General features: G+C 69.0%; 19 protein-coding genes. 13 read left to right on the top strand and 6 right to left on the bottom strand.

The window, feature by feature from the left end; translation table 11 throughout:
* From ABS64_RS07585 to ABS64_RS07565, 5 genes are all read left to right on the top strand, one after another.
* On the top strand, nucleotides 1-745 hold a 745-nt coding region (locus tag ABS64_RS07585), incomplete at its 5' end, for an iron-containing alcohol dehydrogenase (protein ID WP_292682381.1).
* Between the two features lie 122 nt (nucleotides 746-867).
* Nucleotides 868-1,164: a DUF1905 domain-containing protein gene (locus ABS64_RS07580; protein WP_036318308.1), complete on the top strand. Its 297-nt coding sequence runs from the start codon at nucleotides 868-870 to the stop codon at nucleotides 1,162-1,164.
* Nucleotides 1,157-1,636: an A24 family peptidase gene (locus ABS64_RS07575; protein WP_288119961.1), complete on the top strand. Its 480-nt coding sequence runs from the start codon at nucleotides 1,157-1,159 to the stop codon at nucleotides 1,634-1,636. Before ABS64_RS07580 ends, ABS64_RS07575 begins: the two co-directional genes overlap by 8 nt.
* A gap of 60 nt (nucleotides 1,637-1,696) precedes the next feature.
* Nucleotides 1,697-2,725 (top strand): YihY/virulence factor BrkB family protein, encoded by a 1,029-nt coding sequence (locus ABS64_RS07570; protein ID WP_288119964.1) that lies wholly within the window; start codon nucleotides 1,697-1,699, stop codon nucleotides 2,723-2,725.
* 64 nt (nucleotides 2,726-2,789) lie between these two features.
* The gene (locus tag ABS64_RS07565; protein WP_292682375.1) at nucleotides 2,790-5,312 is read left to right on the top strand and encodes a glycogen/starch/alpha-glucan phosphorylase; all 2,523 of its coding nucleotides are present in this window, start codon (nucleotides 2,790-2,792) and stop codon (nucleotides 5,310-5,312) included.
* Between the two features lie 222 nt (nucleotides 5,313-5,534).
* On the opposite strand, the gene ABS64_RS07560 is transcribed toward ABS64_RS07565, so the two are convergent.
* Both ABS64_RS07560 and ABS64_RS07555 read right to left on the bottom strand, forming a co-directional pair.
* Entirely contained in the window at nucleotides 5,535-6,266 is a 732-nt protein-coding gene (locus ABS64_RS07560; protein ID WP_292682373.1) for a glutamine amidotransferase, read from the bottom strand.
* Nucleotides 6,263-7,114: a LysR family transcriptional regulator gene (locus ABS64_RS07555; RefSeq protein ID WP_292682386.1), complete on the bottom strand. Its 852-nt coding sequence runs from the start codon at nucleotides 7,112-7,114 to the stop codon at nucleotides 6,263-6,265. Before ABS64_RS07555 ends, ABS64_RS07560 begins: the two co-directional genes overlap by 4 nt.
* Before the next feature lie 200 nt (nucleotides 7,115-7,314).
* Here ABS64_RS07555 and ABS64_RS07550 point away from each other — a divergent pair, with 200 nt between their 5' ends.
* Genes ABS64_RS07550 through ABS64_RS07535 form a run of 4 tightly spaced genes read left to right on the top strand, consistent with a single transcriptional unit; the run spans nucleotide 7,315 to nucleotide 10,742 of the window.
* Entirely contained in the window at nucleotides 7,315-8,250 is a 936-nt protein-coding gene (locus tag ABS64_RS07550) for an NAD(P)-binding domain-containing protein (protein ID WP_016465379.1), read from the top strand.
* Between the two features lie 39 nt (nucleotides 8,251-8,289).
* Nucleotides 8,290-9,819 (top strand): CoA-acylating methylmalonate-semialdehyde dehydrogenase, encoded by a 1,530-nt coding sequence (locus ABS64_RS07545; RefSeq protein WP_061681745.1) that lies wholly within the window; start codon nucleotides 8,290-8,292, stop codon nucleotides 9,817-9,819.
* Nucleotides 9,820-9,873: 54 nt separating this feature from the next.
* The gene (locus ABS64_RS07540; protein WP_292682369.1) at nucleotides 9,874-10,101 is read left to right on the top strand and encodes a response regulator; all 228 of its coding nucleotides are present in this window, start codon (nucleotides 9,874-9,876) and stop codon (nucleotides 10,099-10,101) included.
* Nucleotides 10,098-10,742: a CYTH domain-containing protein gene (locus tag ABS64_RS07535; protein ID WP_292682366.1), complete on the top strand. Its 645-nt coding sequence runs from the start codon at nucleotides 10,098-10,100 to the stop codon at nucleotides 10,740-10,742. Before ABS64_RS07540 ends, ABS64_RS07535 begins: the two co-directional genes overlap by 4 nt.
* 190 nt (nucleotides 10,743-10,932) lie before the next feature.
* Here ABS64_RS07535 and lpdA read toward each other — a convergent pair whose 3' ends face one another.
* Both lpdA and ABS64_RS07525 read right to left on the bottom strand, forming a co-directional pair.
* Entirely contained in the window at nucleotides 10,933-12,333 is a 1,401-nt protein-coding gene (gene lpdA, locus ABS64_RS07530) for a dihydrolipoyl dehydrogenase (protein WP_036286532.1), read from the bottom strand.
* A 9-nt stretch (nucleotides 12,334-12,342) separates the two neighbouring features.
* The gene (locus ABS64_RS07525; RefSeq protein ID WP_036286528.1) at nucleotides 12,343-12,921 is read right to left on the bottom strand and encodes a copper resistance CopC family protein; all 579 of its coding nucleotides are present in this window, start codon (nucleotides 12,919-12,921) and stop codon (nucleotides 12,343-12,345) included.
* Nucleotides 12,922-13,022: 101 nt separating this feature from the next.
* On the opposite strand from ABS64_RS07525, the gene ABS64_RS07520 reads away from it, so the two are divergent.
* A complete protein-coding gene (locus tag ABS64_RS07520; RefSeq protein ID WP_036286526.1) occupies nucleotides 13,023-13,421 on the top strand; it encodes a hypothetical protein in 399 nt (132 codons plus the stop codon).
* 21 nt (nucleotides 13,422-13,442) lie between these two features.
* On the opposite strand, the gene ABS64_RS07515 is transcribed toward ABS64_RS07520, so the two are convergent.
* Nucleotides 13,443-13,787, bottom strand: coding sequence for a hypothetical protein (locus tag ABS64_RS07515; RefSeq protein WP_036286519.1), 345 nt, complete (start codon nucleotides 13,785-13,787; stop codon nucleotides 13,443-13,445).
* A gap of 208 nt (nucleotides 13,788-13,995) precedes the next feature.
* Between ABS64_RS07515 and ABS64_RS07510 the strand changes: the two genes are divergently transcribed.
* The 3 genes from ABS64_RS07510 to ABS64_RS07500 all read left to right on the top strand — a co-directional run bounded on the left by ABS64_RS07510 (nucleotide 13,996) and on the right by ABS64_RS07500 (nucleotide 15,819).
* Complete coding sequence (locus ABS64_RS07510) at nucleotides 13,996-14,490, top strand: FHA domain-containing protein (RefSeq protein WP_197017263.1); 495 nt, start codon at nucleotides 13,996-13,998, stop codon at nucleotides 14,488-14,490.
* Nucleotides 14,487-15,170, top strand: a complete 684-nt coding sequence (locus ABS64_RS07505) for a MerR family transcriptional regulator (protein ID WP_036286517.1) — start codon at nucleotides 14,487-14,489, stop codon at nucleotides 15,168-15,170. Before ABS64_RS07510 ends, ABS64_RS07505 begins: the two co-directional genes overlap by 4 nt.
* Nucleotides 15,171-15,273: 103 nt before the next feature.
* A complete protein-coding gene (locus ABS64_RS07500) occupies nucleotides 15,274-15,819 on the top strand; it encodes a MerR family transcriptional regulator (RefSeq protein ID WP_036286573.1) in 546 nt (181 codons plus the stop codon).
* A gap of 90 nt (nucleotides 15,820-15,909) precedes the next feature.
* Here the strand turns inward: ABS64_RS07500 and ABS64_RS07495 are convergent, their stop codons facing one another.
* Entirely contained in the window at nucleotides 15,910-16,716 is an 807-nt protein-coding gene (locus ABS64_RS07495; protein ID WP_036286515.1) for a ParA family protein, read from the bottom strand.
* Nucleotides 16,717-16,739 lie beyond the last annotated feature (23 nt).

The raw sequence follows: 16,739 nt of genomic DNA, 5'->3' as shown, positions 1-16,739 counted from the left end.
CGAGGCGTTCGTCTCCGTCTACGCCAACGACTACACCGACGGCCTGTGCCTGCACGCGATCAAGCTCATCTTCGAGAACATCGAGCGCAGCACGAAGGCCCAGCCGAACTCGACGGATGCCGAGGACATCAAGGCCCGCGAGAAGATGCACAACGCGGCATCCATCTCGGGCATGGCCTTCGGAAACGCCTTCCTCGGGATCGTGCACGCGATGGCGCACGTGACCGGCGCGACCTATCACCTGGTGCACGGCCGCACGAACGCGGTCTACCTGCCCCACGTGATCCGCTACAACGGCACCGTCCCGACCAAGCTGACCAGCTGGCCGAAGTACGAGCGCTACATCGCGCCCGAGCGGTTCCAGGAGATCGCCAAGCACCTGGGCCTTCCGGCAGCCACCCCGGAGGAGGGCGTGGAAAGCTACGCCCGCGCCGTCGAGGAGCTGCGCGACCGGGTCGGCATCGAGCGGTCGTTCCAGCAGCAGGGCGTCGACGAGACCACCTTCATCTCGGGCCTGCAGGAGCTCGCCCTGGCCGCGTACCGCGACCAGTGCGCTCCGGCGAACCCGCGGATGCCGATGATCGAGGACATGAAGACCCTCATGGAGGCGGCCTACTACGGCACCTCCTTCGAGGAGGTCCGCGCGGCCCGCAAGGTCGCCCACGCCGAGAGCGAGGCCGTGACGGGAACCGTGCGCACGGCGCCCGCCAAGGCGACGGCCAAGAAGGCCAAGGCCAGCGCCTGACCGACGCTGCGGAACGAAGGGGGCCGGGGGAGCATACCCGGCCCCCTTCTCCGTGCCCGCCGGGCGTCCTCGAGGCTGTGCACACCGTCGACGGCGGCGCACGAGGTCGCTACGATGACCGCGTGCGCTTCGAGTTCGACGGGGAGATCTTTCGCTGGGACGCCCGGCGCGAGGACTGGTACTTCGTCGAGCTGCCGGGCGAGCTCAGTGCCGACATCCGCGACCTCCCGCGGCCGCCGCGCGGATTCGGCGCCGTCCGCGTCGCGGTCGTCATCGGCGGCTCGCAGTGGCGCACGTCCGTCTTCCCCGACGCGCACCGCGCACGCTACGTGTTGCCGTTGAAGCGATCGGTTCGCGAGGCCGAGGGCATCGGTTCCGCGGGCACCGTACGGGTGGCGCTGGAGGTTCTCGATGGCTGATCCGGCCACGATCCTCGCCGCGTCGGCTTACCTCGTCGCCGCCGTGGCCGGCGTGGTCCTCACCGTCGTCGACGTGCGCACGCACCGCCTGCCGAACAGGATCGTTCTTCCTGCGTTGATCGTGACGATCGCGCTTCTCGCGGCGTCCTGTGCGTTCGGCGGCCCATGGGCCGCGCTGGTGCGCGCGCTCGGTGCCGGCGCCGCGCTGTTCGTCTTCTTCGTGCTGCTGCGCGTGGCGGGGCGCGGGGCGATCGGCGGCGGCGACGTCAAGCTGGCCGCGCTCGTCGGCGTGCTTCTCGGCTGGGTCGGATGGTCTGCCGTGCTCCTCGGGGTCGTCGCCGCTTTCCTCGCTGCGGGCGTCGTCGCCATCGTCCTGCTGGCCGCGCGACGGGCGACCAGGTCGACCCGTATCCCCTTCGGGCCGTTCCTCGTCATCGGGACGTGGATCGGAGTGCTCGCCGACCTCGTGTGACGCACGGCGGCCCCTGTCAAGGCCCTGTGCGTCGTGCGTGAGGTGTATATCCTGGGCGGCATGGATCTGTCCCGCATCATCGCGCGCGCCCTGACGCTCACGCCGGTGCGAGCGTTCCTGCGCTACAGCGAACGGCGGGGGCCGATGCTCGCCGACAGCGTCACCTATCGCACGCTGTTCAGCCTCTTCGCGGCGGTCTTGCTCGGATTCTCGATCGCCGCCCTGTGGCTCTCCGGCGACGCGGATGCGTGGCGGGCGCTCGTGGCGGCCGTCGACCGGGCTGTGCCCGGCCTCGTCGGCGAGAACGGTCTCGTGAATGTCGACAAGATCTCGCTCCCGGTCGGCCTGTCGATCGCCGGCGCGCTCTCGCTCGTGGGTCTCGTCGGTGCCGCGATCGGTGCGATCGGGTCGCTGCGGACGGCGATGCGCATCGTGTGCGACAAACTCATCGACGACGTTCCCGTGTGGATCGTCCTGCTGCGCAACCTTGCGCTGGCCGTCGGCGTCGGCGCCGCGCTGCTGGCCTCCGCCGCCGTCACCATGATCGGCACCGCCGGACTCGACGTCGTCGCCCAGTGGCTGGGTCTGGCCCGCGAAGACCCGGCCATCGCGTGGGGCACCCGCTGGCTGGCCATTCTCGTCACCTTCGTCTTGGACGCCGTCGTCGTCGCGGTGCTGTTCCGGGTGCTGTCGGGGGTGCGGGCGTCGGCTACGGCGCTGTGGACGGGGGCCCTGATCGGCGCCGTCGGGCTCACGGTGCTGCAGCAGCTGTCGGGGCTCTTCGTCGGCGGAGCCACGTCGAACCCGCTGCTGGCCTCGTTCGCATCGCTCATCGCACTGCTGCTCTGGGTCAACCTGTCGGCGCAGGTGATCCTGATCTCCACGTCGTACATCTTCACCGTCGCGGAGGAGCAGGACGACCGCGTGCGTGCGCGCTACGGGTCTGCGACCTTCCTCCAGCGTCGGGTGCGGACGGCGGAGAACGCCGTCGCGCTCGCCACAGCCGAGCTCGAAGCGGCGCGCCGCGCCGAACGCGGCGAGCGCGAGCGCTCCGCCGCCTCGTCGCGGGCGGATGTAACGACCAGGTAAGGGCCTCGTGAAGATGACTCCCGCCGATGTGCATCCCGCGGGGGCGCACGTTAGCGTGTGATCTGTGTCAGAACCCGAAGCCGTGACCGGTCCCACCTCCGCGCCTCATGCGCTCCACGCAACCCACCCGCTGGCGCTGGCGCCGGTGACCGGGCCCGCCAGTTCCGTGGACGGATTCGTCCGACAGTTCCTGCGCAACCTCAACTACGAGCGGGGCGTGCCGCTGTCGGCGTCCACCCCGAACGACCGCTACTTCGCGTTCGCGATGACCGTCCGCGACTACCTCATGGCGCGCTGGCTCGAGGACCTCCGCCGACAGCGTGTCGTCCAGGCCAAGGGCGTCTGCTACCTCTCCGCCGAGTATCTGCTGGGCCGCCAGCTCGACAACAATCTGCTCGCGAGCGGCCTCACGGAGATCGCGACCGAGGCGATGGCCGCCTGCGGCATCGACATCGAGGAGCTGCGTGCGCAGGAGGTCGAGCCCGGACTCGGCAACGGCGGCCTCGGGCGCCTCGCGGCCTGTTTCATCGACTCGCTCGCGACGATGGGCGTGCCCAACATCGGCTACGGCATCCGCTACGAGTACGGCATCTTCCGGCAGACGTTCGTCGACGGACAGCAGGTCGAGCAGCCGGACGCGTGGCTGACGCTCGGTTCGCCCTGGGAGTTCCCGCACCCCGAGGCGGCACGCCGCATCTCCTTCGGCGGACACACCGAGACCTACGACGACGCCGGCGTCACCCGGTCGCGCTGGGTGCCGGGCTGGGACGTGCTCGCCGTCCCCTACAACTACATGGTGCCCGGCTACCTCAACGGGCGCGTCAACACGCTGCGGTTGTGGAGTGCCAAGGCGACCGACTCGTTCGACCTGCGCGTCTTCAACTCCGGCGACTACGAGGAGGCCGTCCGAGCCCAGACGTTCGCCGAGAACATCTCCAAGGTCCTCTACCCCGAGGACTCCACGCCGCAGGGCAAGGAGCTGCGTCTGCAGCAGCAGTACTTCTTCGTCGCGGCATCCATCGGCGACTTCCTGGAGCACACTCTCCCGGCCGACTTCGACATCCACAAGCTCCCGGACCGCGTCATCTTCCAGCTCAACGACACCCACCCGGTGATCGGCGTTCCCGAACTCATGCGCGTGCTCGTCGACGAGCGCAAGCTCGAGTGGGATGCCGCGTGGACGATCACGCAGCAGTGCTTCGCCTACACGTGCCACACGCTGCTGCCGGAGGCGCTCGAAGTGTGGTCGGTCGACCTTCTGGGACGCCTCCTGCCGCGCCACCTGGAGATCATCTACCGCATCAACGAAGAGTTCCTCGAGGCGGTGCGCGAACGCTACGGCGATGACGAGATGCGCATCCGCAACATGTCGATCATCGGCGAGTTCCCCGAGCGCAGCGTCCGGATGGCGTACCTCGCCACGGTCGCCGGTGCGAAGGTGAACGGCGTCGCCGAACTGCACTCGCAGTTGCTGCGCGACAAGGTGCTGCCGGACTTCAACGACTTCTTCCCGGGCAAGTTCACGAACGTCACGAACGGCATCACTCCGCGCCGCTTCGTGCGCCTCGCCAACCCCGGGCTGTCCGAGTTGATCACGGAGGCGATCGGCACGGGGTGGCTCACCGACCTCGAGCGTCTGCGGGAACTCGAGGCGTACGCCGAGGATCCCCGGTTCCGCGAGGCGTTCGCCGAGGTCAAATCGGCGAACAAGCGCCGCCTCGGCGATGTGCTGCGCGCGCGGGACGGCCTCGAGATCAGCGACGGCCACATGCTCGACGTGATGGTCAAGCGTCTGCACGAGTACAAGCGGCAGATGCTCAAGCTTCTTCACGTCGTCACGCAGTACGAGAGCATCGTGTCGGGCCGTGTCGCGGCATCCGACATCCTGCCGCGCACCGTCATCTTCGGTGCGAAGGCGGCGCCCGGCTATGCCATGGCCAAGCGCATCATCCACCTCATCAACGCCGTCGGAGAAGTGGTCAACGCCGATCCGCGCGTCGAGGGGCGTCTGAAGGTGTTGTTCCCGCCGAACTACAACGTCACGCTCGCCGAGCGCCTGATCCCGGCCGCCGACCTGTCGGAGCAGATCTCGCTCGCAGGCAAGGAGGCCTCGGGCACGGGCAACATGAAGTTCGCCCTCAACGGCGCGCTGACGATCGGAACCGACGACGGCGCGAACGTCGAGATCCGTCAGCTCGTCGGCGATGACAACTTCTTCCTCTTCGGCATGAGCGAGCCCGAGGTCGAGGCGCTGTGGGCCCGGGGCTACAAGCCCGCCGACTTCTACCAGGGCGACGAGAACCTCCGCCGCGCGATGGATCTCATCGCCTCCGGCGCGTTCTCGGGCGGCGATCGCAGCGTGTTCGAGCCGATCGTGTCGAACCTGCTCTACGACGACCGCTTCATGGTGCTGGCCGACTACTCGTCATACGTCGCGGCGCAGGACCAGGTGGATGCCGCCTATGTCGATCAGGACGCGTGGACGCGGTCGGCGATCCTGAACGTCGCACGCTCCGGCTTCTTCTCGTCCGACCGCTCGATGCGCGACTACATCGAGCGCATCTGGCACACCCCGCCGCTGCTCTGACTCGGGCGCGTTTCGACTCGCTGCGCTCGCTCAACGACCGGCAGGCCCCGCGCCCCGGTCGTTGAGCGCGGAGCCCAGCGGCGAGTCGAAACGCGCCGCCTCGCCTCGCCCTGCCCGTCCGCAACTGCAAGGCGTGCTGACCGGCACGCCGTCTCCGCGAGGGATGCGGCGGCGTGTCTCGCGGCATCCCTTGCATTTCGGCTCGCGCCTGCGCACGCGGTGTCAGCGGGAGTAGCGTTCGACGAACGCGCGCAGGATACTGCCGGTGTGCACGACCGGCAGCCGGCGCACCGCCGCGAGGGTGAGATCCAGCTCGTCCGCTCCGAAGTACCCGTAGTCGGCATACGCCCGGATGCGTGTGCTGATGCCCTCGACGTCGCACTCCGGGTGGAACTGCGTGGCGTAGACGTTGCGGCCCACGCGGAACATCTGCACGGGACAGGCCTCGCCTCGAACGAGCAGTGTCGCCGTCGCCGGCAGTGCGGAGATCGCCTCCTTATGGCCGACGAATGCCGCGAAGCGGTCGGGCAGGCCGGCCAGCAGCGGGTCGTCGTGCCCGGCGGCGGTCTTGTCGACCTCGATGACACTGATGGGCTCCCGGTAGGTGCCGTCGATGGCAGCGCCCTGATGTGCGCCGAGGGTTCCTACGCCGTAGCAGGCGCCGAAGAAGGGGAAGTCCCGCGCCACCACCTCGTCGAGAAGGGCGGCGATCTCCGTCTCGACGCGCCGCTGCGCGGGTGACTTCTTCTCGATCGGATCCGACGCGTTGAACGGCCCGCCGCCCACGAAGATGCCTGAGTACGCGTCCAGGTCCACCTTTCCGAGGGGCCCTGCCTCCATCCGCACGCGGACGAGCTCGTCCGGCGACAGCCCGGTGAAGCGGAGAAAGAGGCGGTACTCCTCGTCGGCGGGTACGTCCTCCGCCCGGGTCCCGAGCAGCAGGAACGGCTTCATCCTCGGACCGTTTCGATGTACGAGATGAGGGCGTCCAAGGTGGCGGCGACGGCGGGGTTTCGAGGCCCCTCGTCGCGAGCGACGGCCCAGTAGGCGAGAGGGTGCGCGTAGGCGCCGTCCAGCACCCGGGTCAGGCGCGGGTCGGCGTCGCCGAGGAAATCGGGCAGGATGCCGATGCCCGCTCCGGCCGCCGTCGCCTCGACGTGTGCGAAGACGCTCGTCGAACGGACGGATGCCGGCGAGTCCGGCAGCTCCTGCAGCGCGCGGTCGAGCTCATCGACCTGCAGCGAGCTCTCCACGTAGTACACGAGGGGGTGTGCGGCCAGCTCGGCGATCGAGTCGGGCCTACCCGCCTCGTCGAGATAGTCGGGTGTCGCGTAGAGACGAAGCGCGTACGCGCAGACCGGCGTCGCGTACGCCCGCAGCACCTGAGGTCGACCGACGACGATCTCCAGATCGACGCCGGAGCGGTTCTGGCGGACACGCTGCGTCGCCGAGAGCAGCTCGACCGCGAGCTGCGGGTGCTCGCGTCGCAGAGCGGTCATCGCCGGTGCGAGGAAGACCGAGGTGAAGGCATCGGGGGCGGAGACGCGCACCATGCCGTGCACGGCATCGGCGTTCTCCCCGTCGATGAGCTCGCGCAGTGACGCTTCGATGCGCTCGGCGATCGTCACCGCACGGTGACCGAGATCGGTGACCTCCCAGCCGCCGGCGGTGCGGACCAGGACACGTCCTCCCATCGCGGACTCGAGCGCCGTGACCCGACGGGACACCGTGGAGTGATTGACCCCGAGAACCTCGGCGGCGGCCGTGTAGCGACCCAGGCGCGCGACCGACAGGAATGTCATCAGCGCGTCCAGTGGGGGATCCGGGGGAGCGGCAGGCATGCCGACGAGTGTGCACCAGTGCACACCTGCGGTGCAAGTTTGCGGCGAGTGTGTGCATTGATCCACGGTCACGCGGTGCCTACGCTGGCCACGGGCGACGTCGAGGACGACGGCGGCCACTGCCCGCGACGACGACCGTCGCCGGTGTCGAAGGGAGTCTCATGTCCACGATCGCCTTCATCGGATTGGGTCACATGGGTGCGCCCATGTCGGCGCACCTCGTTGCCGCGGGGCACACCGTCCATGGCGTCGACCTCAACCCCGCTGCTGCGGCGGCCGCCGCCGAGCGGGGAGTGCAGATCGTCTCCTCGGTTGCCGAGGCCCTCGACGGCGCGGATGCCGCGATCACCTCGCTGCCCAAGCCCGAGCACGTCCGCGGCGTGTACGGGGGCATCGACGGCATCCTTGCGCACGCGGCGCCGTCGACCTTGCTGCTGGACACCTCGACCGTCGACGTGGAGACATCGCGCTGGTGCCACGCCGGAGCGCAGCAGCGCGGTCTGTCGTTCGTGGATGCGCCGATCTCCGGCGGAACCGCGGGCGCGGAGGCGCGCACGCTGACGTTCATGCTCGGCGGAGGTGCCGCCGACGTGGAGAGGGCGCGGGAGGTCGTGGCGCCGATGGCGGGCAACGTCATCGCCTGCGGTGAGGCGGGAGCCGGCATCGCCGCGAAGCTCGTCAACAACATGATGCTCTTCATCTCGGTCATGGCCGTGTCGGAAGGCTCGCAACTCGCGGAGCAGCTCGGTCTGGATCCGCAGGTGTTCTGGGACGTCGCCCGCGTCTCGTCGGCCGACTCGTGGGCGCTGCGCACCTGGTATCCGGTGCCGGGCATCGTCGAGAAGGCGGCGGCGAACAAGAATTTCGACGCGACCTTCTCCGTCGAGCTCGCCCGCAAGGACTGCGCACTGGCCGTACAGGCCGGAGACGACACCGGCGTGCACCTGCCGGCGGCGCGTCTCGCGCTCGGCCAGCTCGACGACCTCATCGCCGAAGGCCTGGGGGGCAAGGACTGCACGCTGGTCGCGCGGTTCGCCTCGCCGGACGGCACCCTCCGCGGCTACGACCCGTCCCGCGACGGCGCGTCCGCCGCCTGACCCGCCATCCCCTGCACACCCCGATCGAGAGGGCAATCCATGACCACCGCATCCGCACCGCAGACCTCCGCCGATCCCACCGGCTCGGTCACCGTGATCCCGCACATCGTCGCCGGAGAACGCGTCAGCCCCCAAGGCCGGACCGGTCCGGTCTTCAACCCCGCCTCGGGCCGGCAGAGCGGAGAGGTCGCCCTGGCCTCGGCCGCGTTCGTCAACGAGGCCGCCCGCCGCGCCCAGGCCGCTCAGCGTGGTTGGCGCGACACCGGCCTCGGCAAACGTCAGCAGGTGATGTTCCGCCTCCGCGAGATCGTCGCCTCCCGCGCCGAGGAGCTGGCCCGCATCATCACCGCCGAGCACGGCAAGACGGTGGACGATGCCCTCGGCGAAGTGGCTCGAGGGCTCGAGAACGTCGAGTTCTGCACCAGTCTGATGCACCACCTCAAGGGCGACTACTCCGAGCAGGTCGCGTCGGGCGTCGACGTGCACCAGGTGCGTCAGCCGGTGGGTGTGGTCGCGTGCATCACGCCGTTCAACTTCCCCGCGATGGTGCCGCTGTGGATGGTGACGACCGCCATTGCCGCCGGCAACGCCGTGATCCTCAAGCCCAGCGAGCGCGACCCGTCGGCGGCGGTGTGGCTGGCCGAGGCCTTCGCCGAGGCGGGGCTTCCCGACGGCATCCTGAACGTCGTCCACGGCGACAAGGAGGCGGTCGACGCACTGCTGGACGACCCGATCGTGCGCGCCGTGTCGTTCGTAGGCTCGACCCCGATCGCCAGGTACATCTACGCGCGTGCCGCCGAGAACGGCAAGCGCGTGCAGGCGCTGGGCGGAGCGAAGAACCACATGATCGTCATGCCCGATGCCGATCTGGACGCCGCCGCGGATGCCGCGGTCTCGGCGGCTTACGGCTCGGCGGGGGAGCGCTGCATGGCCGTGTCGGTCGTCGTCGCGGTCGGCGACGTCGCCGACCCGCTGGTCGCGAAGGTCGCCGAGCGCATCGGCGGACTCGTCGTCGGCGACGGCACCGACCCCGACAGCGACATGGGCCCGCTGATCACGCGCGATGCCCTCGAGCGTGTCCGCGGCTTCGTCGCGGGAGCTGCGGACGAGGGCGCCCGCATCGTGGTGGACGGCCGCGAGCTCGCGGTGGACGGCGACGGGTTCTTCATCGGACCGTCGCTCGTCGACGCCGTGACGCCGGGCATGCGCGTCTACGACGAGGAGATCTTCGGGCCGGTGCTCTCGGTCGTGCGTGTCGCCTCCTACGACGACGCCGTTGCGCTGATCAACGACAACCGCTACGCCAACGGCACCGCGGTGTTCACCCGCGACGGCAAGACCGCCCGCCAGTTCGAGTACGACATCGAGGTCGGAATGGTCGGGGTCAACGTCCCCATTCCCGTGCCGATCGGGGCGTTCTCGTTCGGCGGCTGGAAGGACTCGCTGTTCGGCGACACGCACATGTACGGCCCGGAGGCGTTCAACTTCTACACGCGCCGGAAGGTCGTCACGACGCGGTGGCCCGACCCCAGCGAGAGCCAGATCAGCCTGGGCTTCCCGACCCACTGAATCGCCCAGGATAGGCTGGAGTTCCACATTCCGCTCCATCGTCGGAGGTACACCATGGCGATCGCACGACTGCACGGAGGCCCGCTGGACGGGCAGGTCCTTCCCCTGGACGACGAGAGCCAGGACCGGCTGATCCTGCCCTACAGCGAGACCCAGATCGTCTACGAGCGCACCGGCGCGGCCGAGAACACCGGCGAGGGTGACGGCCCGACGTCCGCCGAGTTCCACTTCGTGGAGGCGGAGGACGACATCGATCCCGACCTCGACGGCCGGGACGAGTGACACCGCAGCCCCAGCGCGCGCTCGAGATCGAGCTGACGTTCGACGTCCACGGCGACACCCCGCTGCCCGACCTGTCGGGTCTGCCGGGTGTCGCCGTCGTCGATGGGCCCGCGCATCGTGATCTCGATGCCCGGTACCTGGACGTGCCGGGCTTCGCCCTGGGGCGCGCCGGCTACGCGGTGCGCCGCCGCACCGGAGGACCGGACGAGGGATGGCACATCAAGGGGCCGAAGACCGCCGACGGCGGGCGGCTCGAGACGCACTGGCCGCTCGATGAGGCGCCAGCGAGCGCGCCCGCCGGTGAGGTGACCGTCCCGGATGCCGTCGCCGACGCCGTGGCCGAGATCGCCGCCGGAGACCTGGCGCCGATTGCCCGCATCGTCAACGACCGCCATGCCTACGCCCTCCGCGACGAGGTGGGCGCGCTCGTCGCGGAGTTCGTCGACGACCACGTCGTCGCGACCGACGAGGTCCGCGGTGTGCAGACGACGTGGCGCGAGTGGGAGTTCGAGCTGGGTCCTGCGGCGCCGGCCGACGGTGCCCGCACCGCGCTCTTCGACGCCGTCACCGCCGCCGTCGCGGCGGTCGGCGGACGCCCCGCGGCATCCGATTCGAAACTTGCCCGCACCCTCGGACTCTGACGCTCGTCGGTCCCGTCCGGTCGCTTCCGCCTGCGGATGACGTCGAGAAGGGACCGACGAACGCCCGTTGGATGCCGGAAACCACTGACGCCGCCCCCGGCTTCGGTTGGGGCGGCGTCAGTCGTAGGTGTCAGCGTACTCCTGTGATCCATGCATTCACATGGTCAGCACAGAAACGGCCGCTGTGCACTCAGAGGTTGATCATGTGTCCCGCGAGACCGTGGAAGGCCTCCTGCAGGGCCTCGGACAGCGTCGGGTGCGTGTGCACGTTGCGGGCAAGCTCCAGAGCGGTCAGGTCCCACTTCTGGGCGAGGGTGAGCTCCGGCAGCAGCTCCGACACGTCGGGGCCGATGAGGTGGCCGCCGACGAGCTCGAGGTGCTCGGCATCCGCGATGAGCTTGACGAAGCCGACCGGCTCGCCGAGGCCGTGCGCCTTGCCGTTGGCCATGAAGGGGAAGGTCGCGACCTTGTACTCGCGTCCGGTCTCCTTGTACTGAGCCTCGGTGTAGCCGAACGACGCCACCTGCGGCGAGCAGAAGGTCGCACGTGGCATCATGCGGTAGTCGCCGAGGGCCATGGTCTCCGCGCCACCGATCGTCTCGGCGGCGACGACGCCCTGCGCCTCGGCGACGTGGGCGAGCTGCAGCTTGGCCGTGACGTCACCGATGGCGTAGATGCCCTCGACGTTGGTACGCATGAAGTCGTCGATCTCGATGGCACCGCGCTCGGTGAGCTTCACACCGGTGTTCTCCAGGCCGAAGCCCTCGACCCGGGGAGCGAAGCCGATCGACATGAGCACCTTGTCGGCTTCGATCGAGCCCTGCGCACCGCTCTTGTTGTCGGTGTAGGTCACCGTGACCTTGTCGCCGGAGTCGACGACCGACTCCACCTTGGTCGAGACGAGGATGTCGACCCCGAGGTTCTTGTACTGCTTCGCGATCTCCTTCGAGACGTCCGCGTCCTCGTTGGGGAGGGCCCGGTCGAGGAACTCGATGATCGTGACCTTCACGCCGTAGTTCGTCATGACGTAGGCGAACTCCATGCCGATCGCGCCGGCGCCGACGATGACGATCGAGTTCGGCAGATCGCGCGTGAGGATCTGCTCCTCGTACGTCACGACGTTCTCGCTCAGCGTCACGCCCGGGAGCAGGCGCACCGTCGAGCCGGTCGCGATGATGACGTTGTCGAAGGTGACCTCTTCGGTGGAGCCGTCGCTCTTGGCGACCGAGATCGCCTTGGGGCCGGTGAAGGTGCCCCGGCCCTCGAACTCGGTGACCTTGTTCTTCTTCATCAGGTAGTGGATGCCCTTGACGCGGCCGTCGGCGACGACGCGCGACCGGTCCCACGCCGTGCCGAAGTCGAGGCTGAACTCACCCGTGATGCCGAAGAAGTCGGCCTTGTGCTTCAGGGTGTGGGCGATCTCGGCGTTCTTCAGAAGCGCCTTGGAGGGGATGCAGCCGACGTTGAGGCAGACACCGCCCCAATACTTCTCTTCGATGATGGCGACGGACTGGCCGAGCTGCGCGGCGCGGACCGCCGCGACATAGCCACCAGGGCCGGCACCGAGGACGACGACGTTGAAATGAGGCATGCTCTCAGCCTAGTCCTCGGGGGTGGCTCGGGACTTCCGCAGAAGCACCGCCACGAGGGCGCCGAGCGCGGCCGCGACCACCAGGCCGAGCAGCACCCAGACGAACACCGGGACACCTCCATCGCCGTTCGATGTCGGCGTCGCGGTGAGTGTCTGTGTGGTCGTCGTTTCGGCGGGAGCGGCCGTCTGCGACGAGCCGCCCGCCACGGTGAACGTGTACTGCCCCGAGACCGGGTGGCCGTCGCTGGAGACCACGCGCCAGGTCACGGTCACCGGGCCGGACGCGTTGCCGGCGAGCCCCTGTGTCAGATGCGTGCCGTCCAGCGTCGGATCGACGTCGGTGAGCGAGGCTCCCGCGGCATCCGTCACCACGACCTGCGTCGCGCCGGGCTCGTCCATCAGCACGCCGCTGAACGTCATGGTGATCTGGGCGGGCAGCGTGCCGACCTCGGCGTTCACGCCCGGGTCGGCGCCGATCAGCTCATCGTGCGCCCACGCGGGGGAGGCCACGGCGATGGAGAGTCCGCCGAGCAGGAGTGCGACGAGGCCGACGAGGACCGAACGGAACGTACGAACTCTGTGTGACATCACGTCCTCGACCCTATCCGCGCCTGTTGTGCGCCGGGTCGGAGTCCTAGCATGGCGGCAGGCGAGCGTCGCGCTCGCCGTGACCGGAAGGACGGTGCGAGATGGACGCCAGGATGATGGAAGCGATGGCCGGCGAGATGTCGATGGCCGAGATGCCCGCGATGGATGCCGCGGTCATGCAGGCCTGCATGGACGCCTGTGCCGCCTGTGAGCAGGCCTGCACGGTGTGCTCGATGCAGATGATGGGCTGTGCCCCGTCGTGCATGAACTGCGCCGACATGTGCAACACCATGATGCGTGCCATGCTGCGGATGCCGGGCATGACGCCGGCGTCGATGATGGCGATGCTCGACGCCTGCATCGCGATGTGTCAGACGTGCATGGACATGTGCATGATGCACGCTGATGACAGCCCCGTGTGCGCCATGTGCGCGGACGCGTGCCGGGCCTGTATGGATGCGTGCATGGCGGTCAAAGACGCGATGATGGCGGCCGCCTGAGCGGCACCCGTCCCTCTCGACTCAGACCGCGAGCACGTTGAAGAGCCGTCCTCCGGCGTGGAGCGCGTGATAGCGCGGGTGGAACGCGACCGGCGTACCCCGTTGCACGGACGCCGCGGCCCCGGCGCCGTTCCACAGTTCGATCTCGCGCCCCTCGAGGGTGACGATCGTGAGCGTGCCGTCGGCCGCTGAGGCGACCGCGATCGCGTCGACCCATTCTCCGGGCGTTGCCGACACCAGCCGCGACTGGATCAGGTGGACGGCGTGTCCGGCCGCGAAGGAAGAGCAACCGCGGCCCGTCGCGCACATGCAGATGGCGTCCTGACGCACCGGTGCGGGCGTGAGGCGGTTCTGCGCTGCGGACACGGGGTTCCTCTCGTGGATGCCGCCCGTGGTGGCGGTGCGATCAGGCTACGTCGGGGCGAAGGCCGTCCGCGCGGACGGCGTCACACATCGACACACGCCGCTGAGTCGCACCGCTCGGCGGGATCGGGGCTGGCGCGGCGCGAAACCCGGTTCCCCGGCGGGGGTTCGCAGCCCGGGTCGATCCGTTAGGGTGAAGAGGAAGGAGGCCATGGTGGAAGAGAACGCTCGAGACGCTGGTGTCAGCGGTATCCGACGTGACGCCGGGAGTGCCGGCTCTGCCGACACCACCCAGACTTTCGGTCACGATTCCGACCTCTCCTTCGTGCCGTTCGGAACGGACCTGACGGACGTCGAGCGGGAGGCCATCGATGCGCTTCCGTCTCGCGCTGCGTTGCTGCTCGTCCGCTCCGGTCCCACGGCGGGCGCACGCTATCTGCTCGACACCGATGTCACCACGGTTGGGCGCCATCCCGAGGCCGACATCTTCTTCGACGATGTCACCGTCTCTCGTCGTCACGCAGAGATCACCCGCACCGGCGCCGTCTTCGAGCTCGTCGACCAGCGCTCTCTGAACGGCAGCTATGTCAACGGTGAACGGGTGGACCGTGCCGTGCTCATCGACGGCTCCGAGGTGCGCATCGGCAAGTTCCGCCTCAACTTCTTCGCGTCGCCGGTCGACCGCGGTCAGGTGACGAGCGGGTGAGCCCGGCTGTCTCACCCCGTGGACGCGCGTCGTCCTCGGGTTATCTCAGCATTGGTCAGGTGCTCGCACGCCTGACGCCGGAGTTCTCCGATCTCAGCGCGAGCAAGCTGCGCTACCTCGAGGTGCAGGGCATCGTCACGCCCCTGCGAACCGAGTCGGGGTACCGCAAGTTCTCGCCTCTCGACGTCGAGCGACTGCGCACCGCGCTCACGCTTCAGCGCGACCACTACATGCCCCTTGCGCGAATTCGCGAGTATCTCGACGAACAGCACGGCGGCACTGTCGCGCCGCCGGCGACGGCGTCGATCGTCACCGCCCCGCGCCGCTATCGCCGCGAGGAACTGCTGCAGACGGCAGGAGCGTCGGCGGCGCTGCTGAACGATGCCGTACGCGCCGGGCTCATCGCGGCAGCCGAGAGCTACGACGACAAGACGCTGGGTGTGCTTCGTGCGCTCGTGGCCCTCGACGGGCACGGCATCCAGCCCCGCCACGTGCGGGGCGTCCGGCAGGCGGCGGAGCGTGAGGTCGCGCTCGTCGAGAGCGCGCTGACGCCCCTGTTGCGCCGCTCGGACGCCGTGTCGCGTGCACGTGCGGGCGAGCTCGCTCCCGAGCTGCTTCGTCGCCTGGACGAAGTGCGCGCGGCGTTCGCGCACGCGGCGCTGGACCGCATCGCGCCGTGACGGCGGCGCGACACGCCGAGCGTCGGGATGCGGATGTCGTTGCCGCAGGCACTCGGCTGATCTACCGTGGAGGAAACGACGCACTGTCCACATGGAGGCGAGCATGACCGCGCACGATGCGCCTGATGAGGTCCGCTTCGCCACCGAGCTGCTGTTCACGGACGGTCTGCCGCAGATGGATGACGAGGTCGGGTACCGCGGCGCCGTCGCTGCACGCGCAGCCGGCATCACCTATCGTCAGCTCGACTATTGGGCGCGTACCGAACTCGTCCAGCCCACCGTCCGCGGCGCCAGCGGTTCGGGATCGCAGCGTCTCTACGGCTTCCGCGACATCCTCGTGCTCAAACTGGTGAAGCGGCTTCTCGATACCGGCATCTCCCTGCAGCAGATCCGCACGGCGGTCGAGCAGCTTCGTGCCGCCGGCATCCGCGATCTCGCCGGCACCACGCTGATGAGCGACGGCGCGTCCGTCTATCTCTGCACCTCGAACGACGAAGTCATCGACCTCGTCAGCAGGGGACAGGGCGTGTTCGGCATCGCCGTCGGCAAAGTGCTGCACGAGGTCGAATCGACCTTGCTCGACTTCGATCCGCAGGCTCCGGACCCCGTCGACGAACTCGCCGCTCGTCGCGCCGTCAAGTCCGCCTGAGAAGGCAACGGCGCCGCGAGCCGACGCGCTGCTTGTCGGCTCTCGTCTTCGGCGCCCGATCGACGACCGACCGCTGTGTGACGGAAAAGGTCAGGCCCGCTGCTCGCCCGCGGTGATCCGACCGGTGCGCATGACGCGGTCCAGCAGTGCGTCGAAGTCGCCGGCCAGCTCCTGAGCCGAGTCGCCCGGCCAGATGTGCAGCGGCTTCGCCGCCCCCTGCGCCTGCTGCAGCGACGTGCGCTCGGGAAGCTGTGGCGACAGGACGAGCGGACCGAACATGTCGCGCAGCTCCTTGATGCGGAACTGGTGCTCGATCGACTGCGGGCGCACGCGATTCACGACGATCCCGAGCGGCTGCAGGCGGGGAGACAGGCCACGGCGGATCTCCTCGATCGCCCGCAACGCCCTGTCGGCGGCGGCGACCGAGAACAGTCCCGGTTCGGTGACCACGATGACCCGGTCCGAAGCCGCCCATGCGGTACGCGTCAGTGCGTTGAGCGAGGGGGCGCAGTCGATGAGGACGAGGTCGTAATCGGCTTCGATGGTGGCGAGGGCCTCTTCGAGCTTCCACACGTCGCGCACACTCGGGTGCGGGCCGTCGAAGTTGATCGCCGACGGGCTGCCGATCATGACGTCGATCGTGCCCGGGTGCACCTTGGCCCAGCCGCTGGCGGTGATGGCCTGGCGGACCACCTTCTCCTTGGGATTGGCGAGCACGTCGGCCACGTTCAGCCGGCCGGCCACCTGGATGTCCATGCCCGTCGACACGTCAGATTGCGGGTCGAGGTCGACGACGAGAGTCCGCACCCCTCGGGCGAACGCCGCGGAGGCGAGGCCGAGAGTCACGGTGGTCTTGCCGACACCCCCCTTGAGCGAGGAGACGGAGAGTACGTGCACGAGGCTCTACGTTACCGTCCCCT

This window comes from Microbacterium sp. SCN 69-37 (assembly GCF_001724435.1).
Lineage (GTDB): Bacteria > Actinomycetota > Actinomycetes > Actinomycetales > Microbacteriaceae > Microbacterium > Microbacterium laevaniformans.
The sequence above is the reverse complement of the archived record's forward strand: the minus strand, read 5'-3'. Positions and strand labels throughout refer to the sequence as shown.

Coding starts and splice junctions, on each gene's coding strand:
- ABS64_RS07525 (WP_036286528.1), bottom strand. CDS start 12,921: ATGTCACACAGAGTTCGTACGTTCCGTTCGGTCCTCGTCGGCCTCGTC.
- ABS64_RS07540 (WP_292682369.1), top strand. CDS start 9,874: ATGGCGATCGCACGACTGCACGGAGGCCCGCTGGACGGGCAGGTCCTT.
- ABS64_RS07560 (WP_292682373.1), bottom strand. CDS start 6,266: ATGAAGCCGTTCCTGCTGCTCGGGACCCGGGCGGAGGACGTACCCGCC.
- ABS64_RS07555 (WP_292682386.1), bottom strand. CDS start 7,114: ATGACATTCCTGTCGGTCGCGCGCCTGGGTCGCTACACGGCCGCCGCC.
- ABS64_RS07575 (WP_288119961.1), top strand. CDS start 1,157: ATGGCTGATCCGGCCACGATCCTCGCCGCGTCGGCTTACCTCGTCGCC.
- lpdA (WP_036286532.1), bottom strand. CDS start 12,333: ATGCCTCATTTCAACGTCGTCGTCCTCGGTGCCGGCCCTGGTGGCTAT.
- ABS64_RS07500 (WP_036286573.1), top strand. CDS start 15,274: ATGACCGCGCACGATGCGCCTGATGAGGTCCGCTTCGCCACCGAGCTG.
- ABS64_RS07545 (WP_061681745.1), top strand. CDS start 8,290: ATGACCACCGCATCCGCACCGCAGACCTCCGCCGATCCCACCGGCTCG.
- ABS64_RS07550 (WP_016465379.1), top strand. CDS start 7,315: ATGTCCACGATCGCCTTCATCGGATTGGGTCACATGGGTGCGCCCATG.
- ABS64_RS07510 (WP_197017263.1), top strand. CDS start 13,996: ATGGTGGAAGAGAACGCTCGAGACGCTGGTGTCAGCGGTATCCGACGT.
- ABS64_RS07570 (WP_288119964.1), top strand. CDS start 1,697: ATGGATCTGTCCCGCATCATCGCGCGCGCCCTGACGCTCACGCCGGTG.
- ABS64_RS07520 (WP_036286526.1), top strand. CDS start 13,023: ATGGACGCCAGGATGATGGAAGCGATGGCCGGCGAGATGTCGATGGCC.